We start from the raw sequence: 5,260 nt of genomic DNA, 5'->3' as shown, positions 1-5,260 counted from the left end.
GGGGCCGCGTCGCGCTTACCAATTATCATTCATTCTGTTCAGTCTTGGAAATAGGCCAAAGGCTCAGTTTCAGGCCCGAGGCGAATACAAAGGCTTTGGCCCGGTCGTTTCGGGTTCATGCCGCGCCCAGGGAAAAGGCCGAGGCCGTGTTGCTTTTCCAGCCAAGAGCGCTGTAGTCGCCACTTTCCCGCTCCTGGCTGTAGATCCCGTTGAACTGACCGGCGGCAATCTGTTCCAGGGCAATGGCAAGCTGATCGATGTCATCGGTTGAATTGTACATTCCGAAACTGATCCGGACCATTCCAGGCACTGTGCGGCGGTCGCCCCGGGCCATGTCAATGCGTACCTTCTCGACCGCGTCTGGCGAAAGTCCAAGCAAGCGGATCAGGTACGGATGGGCGCAAAAGCAGCCGCTTCTGACGCCAATCCCATATTCAGTCGCAAGTGCAGCCGCAACAAGCCCATGCGGCTGAGATGTCAGCGTGAATGGAATGACCCCCAAACGATCATGACCATCACCCGCATAGCCAGTTCCATGAAACTTCAGGCCCTCGATCCGCCTAGTTAGGGAATATTCTTTTTGAGTGATAAGATGAAGGACTGGATTTTCACGGCGAGCGCGAGCCGCCTGCAATAGCTGTCGGCAAGCTGTGCCTTCGAAGCGCTACGGTGCATCATGCCGTGTGTGTCGGTCAAAATTTGATCGTTCATTCCCCACGATAATTGTTACACGCGTCAACACCCTCTGAGACCACGTCGAGAAGTGAGTCTACATCGCTCAGAAGGACCGTGATGCGCGGGCTGCTGATACGGTAGCGGATGAAGCGCCCATCGCGGTCGCTGGCGACAAGCCCGCAGTCCAGCAGGCACCTCAGGTGGTTGGAGACGTTGGGTTGCGATAGTTCCGTCCGCTCGACGATCTCGTGAACGGCCAATGGCTCATTGCAAAGTGCACCGAGAATGGCCAGGCGGCTCGGGTCCGCGAAGCCGCGGAACAATTTCGCCCGTCGCTCGATGGTCGCGCTCTTGCGGTCATCGACGATTTGCACCATATCACTCCTCGCTGATATGTTGTTCTTCGATTCATCCTAGCAGGAATAGCGCGACCATGGCCAACACCGAAAGAGCCGGATCGACGGCTGATGCCCCGCCCTTCCGTTACCGGGTTTCCGGTATGGATTGCGCAAAGGATGCCGCGCAGATCGAACGGGCGGCGCAGTCGGCCGGAGTAGCGCCCGACGATGTGAAGGTGTCGGCCGCAACGCACATCATGACACTGAACGCCTCCGAGGCGCGCCTGCCAGATATCGAAAAGGCCGTTGCGGTGACCGGTTACGGCTTCGACCGGATCGAGGGCGATGGAGATATTCCGCCGAATCCGGCTCATCAGGATCCGGCCTACCGACGCGCTCTCTGGATCGTCGTGATCCTGAACGCGGGTTACGGCGTCCTTGAAATGATCGGCGGATTCATCGCCGGGTCACAGGCCGTGAAGGCCGATGCGCTCGATTTCATCGGCGATGGCGCGATCACCTTCCTCGGCCTGCTGGCCATTGGCTGGAGCCTCGCCTGGCGGGCTCGGTCGGCCCTGATCCAGGGCATTTTCCTCGGGCTCCTCGGTCTTGGCGTCCTCGGCACGACGATCGTCCGGGTCTTCGAACGGACGACGCCGGATGCAGGTCTCATGGGCCTGCTCGGCATGATCGCCCTTGTCGTCAATGTCGTCTCCGTTCTGCCGCTGCTGCGGTTCCGCAAGGGCGACGCGAACATGCGGGCCGTCTGGCTCTTCTCGCGCAACGACGCCATCGGCAATGCGGCGGTCGTCATCGCCGCCGGTCTCGTAGCTTGGCTGGGCAGCGCGTGGCCCGACCTTATCGTCGCCTTCGGTATCGCCGGACTGTTCCTGCACTCCGCTTGGGCGATCATTCGCGATGCGCGGGCCGATCTGAAGGCGGCGGCATGAACAGTCGCGTTCTTGGTGGGCTCTGCGCAATCGCAGCGCTCGGTCTCGATCAAGGCACCAAGGCGCTCGCCCTGACTACACGTGAGCTTGAGAGCGGGGTTGAGGTTCTACCCTTTCTTAACCTCGTGCGGGTTCTGAACGATGGGGTCAGCTTCGGTATGCTCGGCGGGTTCGTACCGTGGTGGGGTCTCGTCGCGCTTGCTGGCGTGATTGTGGCATGGCTATTGATCTGGTTATGGCGCGCGCCGGACAGGCTAACAGCTGCCGCTCTCGGTCTGATCATCGGCGGCGCGCTCGGCAATATTCTCGATCGCGTGCGCTATCAGGCCGTTCCGGACTTTCTCGACTTCCATTACGGATCATACCATTGGCCGTCCTTCAATCTTGCGGACGTAACGATTTTCTGCGGCGCGGCCCTGTTGTTCTGGGACAGCTTCCGTTCTGCGAAGGACAAGCTTGGTCAGGGTCAACGCAAGGAAAACACAACGGGGGTGTAACCGATGTTCGGCATACCATCTGCGAAAGGCTTTGACAGCACATTCGCCCTGCTGCGCAACCCATATGGGTTCATTTCGGAGACCTGCCGCGCACTGGATACGGACCTGTTCGAAACCCGCATCCTTCTTCAAGAGACGATCTGCATGACCGGCGCGGCGGCGGCAGAAGCGTTTTATCGGGAAGACCGGTTGATCCGCGCAGGCTCGATGCCAGGCCGCATACAGAAGACCCTGCTGGGGCAAGGCGGGGTACAGGGATTGGACGGCGAGGCTCATCAGCACCGCAAGAAGATGTTCATGTCACTCATGGGAACCGAGCGGATCGCCGCGCTTCAAAGCACGTCGCTTCACATGTTGAAAAAATATGCGCCGGACTGGAAGGCGAGGAACGAGGTCGTCCTCTATGACGAAGTGCGCGAAATGCTCACAAGAGCTGTCTGCGCTTGGGCCGGGGTGCCGCTTGATGAAGCTGAGGTGGAGACCCGAACGGCGCAGCTTACAGCGCTTTTTCAGGACGCCGGGGCCCTTGGCCACAAACATTGGGGCGCGCGTCTGGCGCGCCACCGCCTGGAAAAATGGGCAGCACGCCTAATCCAACAGGTCCGCAATGGTGAGCTTCAGCCGACGCAGGAAAATGCCCTTCATGTCATCTCGACATGGCGCGATCTCGATGGAGAGTTGTTGACCCCCAGGGTGGCCGCCGTAGAAATGTTAAATGTCCTGCGTCCGACCGTTGCGGTATCCGTGTTCATAGTTCAGGCGGCGCATGCTTTGCATCGGCATCCCGAATGGCGGCAAAAGCTGAAGGATGACGAGGGACAGCTTGAACCTTTCGTGCAAGAGGTCCGCCGTCTGTATCCGTTTTTTCCTGCGGTCGCGGCACGGGTAGAAAGCGCATTCGAGTGGCGCGGGCATCACTTTCCGGAAGGGTGCAGGGTCTTGCTCGACCTCTATGGTACGAACACCGATCCGCGTTCATGGGATGCGCCGCTTGAGTTCCGTCCAGAACGGTTTCGGGGCCGCACCGAAAACCCCTATGACTTCATCCCACAGGGCGGTGGCGACCACTATATGAACCATCGCTGCCCGGGCGAATGGATCGCGATCAGCCAGATGAAAGCGTTTTGCAGATACTTGGTGAATGAGATCGACTACGATGTGCCGGATCAGGATCTGGAACTTGAAACCGGAGAGCTACCGCCCTTGCCGACATCCCGGTTCATCATGCGCAACGTCAGGTGTCTAGATTAGCTTCTGCAACATCCTGGTCTTTTTCGGTTTCACGAACTGTCCCGACATCTGCCCGACAACCTTGGCCGAGGTGGTCGCTCAGGTCATGGACGATCTGGGTGAACTGTCCAACGACGTGCAGCCGCTCTTTATTTCGATCGACCCCGAGCGCGACAGAGAGCTGGGCCTCGACGAGTATACGAGGCGTTTCACCCTTCCATTGTCGGCTTGGCCGGGGATGCGGCACAAACCCGCGCTGCGGCGGACAGCTTTCGCATCTATTACGAGCGTGAAGACAACGCCGACGCGCCTGATGGATATGCCATGTCCCACAGCCCTGCCCTTTACCTGATCAGTCCCGAGGGGGACTGGCTTGGCCAGTTCGCCTACGGCACGCCCGCCTCCGAAATCGTCGCCGACCTTCAAGCCAGATTGTGACCCACATGAAACGCATCTTTGCCACCCTCGCTCTGATCGCCGCTGCGGGCCCTGCTTTGGCCTGCGAAACCGTTACAACCGGTGCGTTGGAGGTCTCTCAGGCCTGGTCCCGTGCCTCCATTGGCATGGCGCGACCCGGCGTGGTCAATCTGACCATCCGCAATTCCGGCACGGCAGATGACACGCTGATGTCCATCACCACACCTGCGGCGGATATGCCGATGCTCCACCAAACGGTCATGAATGATGGCGTCGCATCAATGCCTTACGCCATGCAGGTTCCGTTTCCAGCCGGGGAGCAGGTCGCGTTGGGCAGAGTGTCCATTCGGTCATGTTAAAGCAAGGTATGTATCTAGCCGTTCTTTTGAACATTTGTTGCCGATGACGGCCATCGCAATAATAACTGAATAACTAAGGAGTAGTCGCCAGCATGCTTGAAATATCTGGAGTAGGTGTATTTGCTGCTTTTCTTGCCGGTGCCATCTCATTTCTGTCGCCTTGTGTTCTGCCGCTCGTACCAGGCTATGTTTCATACATCGCCGGTCAGGATCTTGGAGAGGCAAGGCGCAATAGTATGTCAGCCCGCCTACCAGCTATCGCCCTCAGTGCCTGTTTCGTACTTGGGTTCTCAACAGTTTTCATCCTTCTTGGTGCGGGCGCTAGCATGCTCGGGCATCTGCTTCTTGTTTACCACTATGAACTTAGCATCGTAGGCGGCGCGTTCGTCATCGCTTTTGGGCTATTCATGCTGGGCATATTTCGTAGCAGCCTATTCTCCAGAGATCTTCGTCTTAGCTTAGATGTTTCCGGTGGACGCCCGCTTGGGGCTTATCTCCTTGGGTTGGCCTTTGCCTTTGGCTGGACTCCCTGCATTGGCCCGATCCTTGGTGCAATTCTAACAGTAAGCGCCAGCTCATCGAAAATGACGGACGGAATTTTACTTCTTTCTATCTACTCTGCAGGGCTTGGGGTCCCCTTTCTTCTCGCAGCGATCTTTATTGATACAATTACTAAGCGCCTCAAAAAGTTTGGGAGTGCGGGACGTGTTCTCTACAAGGTCGCAGGGGGAGTCATGGTTATCATGGGGCTAGCAATAATGACGGGACAGTTACCCATACATTCCCCAAGTGGC

At 58.1% G+C, this 5,260-nt stretch carries 8 protein-coding genes and 1 pseudogene; 7 read left to right on the top strand and 2 right to left on the bottom strand.

The features are described from left to right. Window positions 1-115 precede the first annotated feature (115 nt). Window positions 116-634 (bottom strand): aminotransferase class V-fold PLP-dependent enzyme, encoded by a 519-nt coding sequence (locus tag TW83_RS20820; RefSeq protein ID WP_139085845.1) that lies wholly within the window; start codon window positions 632-634, stop codon window positions 116-118. Between the two features lie 73 nt (window positions 635-707). Continuing rightward, on the bottom strand, window positions 708-1,052 hold the full coding sequence (locus TW83_RS16570; RefSeq protein WP_042250087.1) for a metalloregulator ArsR/SmtB family transcription factor: 345 nt from the start codon (window positions 1,050-1,052) through the stop codon (window positions 708-710). Between the two features lie 56 nt (window positions 1,053-1,108). Here TW83_RS16570 and TW83_RS16565 point away from each other — a divergent pair, with 56 nt between their 5' ends. The 7 genes and pseudogenes from TW83_RS16565 to TW83_RS20105 all read left to right on the top strand — a co-directional run. After that, entirely contained in the window at window positions 1,109-1,963 is an 855-nt protein-coding gene (locus tag TW83_RS16565) for a cation transporter (protein WP_045983887.1), read from the top strand. Next, window positions 1,960-2,460, top strand: a complete 501-nt coding sequence (lspA, locus tag TW83_RS16560; RefSeq protein ID WP_045983886.1) for a signal peptidase II — start codon at window positions 1,960-1,962, stop codon at window positions 2,458-2,460. Before TW83_RS16565 ends, lspA begins: the two co-directional genes overlap by 4 nt. 3 nt (window positions 2,461-2,463) lie before the next feature. After that, window positions 2,464-3,711: a cytochrome P450 gene (locus tag TW83_RS16555; RefSeq protein WP_045983885.1), complete on the top strand. Its 1,248-nt coding sequence runs from the start codon at window positions 2,464-2,466 to the stop codon at window positions 3,709-3,711. A 70-nt stretch (window positions 3,712-3,781) separates the two neighbouring features. After that, window positions 3,782-3,874 (top strand): annotated as a pseudogene (locus tag TW83_RS22145) (SCO family protein); the annotation flags it as partial. Between the two features lie 44 nt (window positions 3,875-3,918). Continuing rightward, complete coding sequence (locus TW83_RS22140) at window positions 3,919-4,128, top strand: SCO family protein (RefSeq protein ID WP_239441410.1); 210 nt, start codon at window positions 3,919-3,921, stop codon at window positions 4,126-4,128. Between the two features lie 5 nt (window positions 4,129-4,133). Then, entirely contained in the window at window positions 4,134-4,466 is a 333-nt protein-coding gene (locus tag TW83_RS16545; RefSeq protein ID WP_052714955.1) for a copper chaperone PCu(A)C, read from the top strand. Window positions 4,467-4,558: 92 nt separating this feature from the next. Next, window positions 4,559-5,260 (top strand): cytochrome c biogenesis protein CcdA (locus tag TW83_RS20105; protein WP_157001702.1); only part of this gene is annotated, 702 nt, incomplete at its 3' end.

Origin of the sequence: Paracoccus sp. S4493, from assembly GCF_000967735.1 — a bacterium.
In the GTDB taxonomy this organism is placed as follows: domain Bacteria; phylum Pseudomonadota; class Alphaproteobacteria; order Rhodobacterales; family Rhodobacteraceae; genus Paracoccus; species Paracoccus marcusii.
This window is presented reverse-complemented; position numbering and strand designations above follow the sequence as displayed.

Excerpts from the sequence above, each read along its gene's own strand:
- TW83_RS16545 (WP_052714955.1), top strand. The coding sequence starts at position 4,134 with ATGAAACGCATCTTTGCCACCCTCGCTCTGATCGCCGCTGCGGGCCCT.
- TW83_RS16570 (WP_042250087.1), bottom strand. The coding sequence starts at position 1,052 with ATGGTGCAAATCGTCGATGACCGCAAGAGCGCGACCATCGAGCGACGG.
- TW83_RS16565 (WP_045983887.1), top strand. The coding sequence starts at position 1,109 with ATGGCCAACACCGAAAGAGCCGGATCGACGGCTGATGCCCCGCCCTTC.
- TW83_RS16555 (WP_045983885.1), top strand. The coding sequence starts at position 2,464 with ATGTTCGGCATACCATCTGCGAAAGGCTTTGACAGCACATTCGCCCTG.
- lspA (WP_045983886.1), top strand. The coding sequence starts at position 1,960 with ATGAACAGTCGCGTTCTTGGTGGGCTCTGCGCAATCGCAGCGCTCGGT.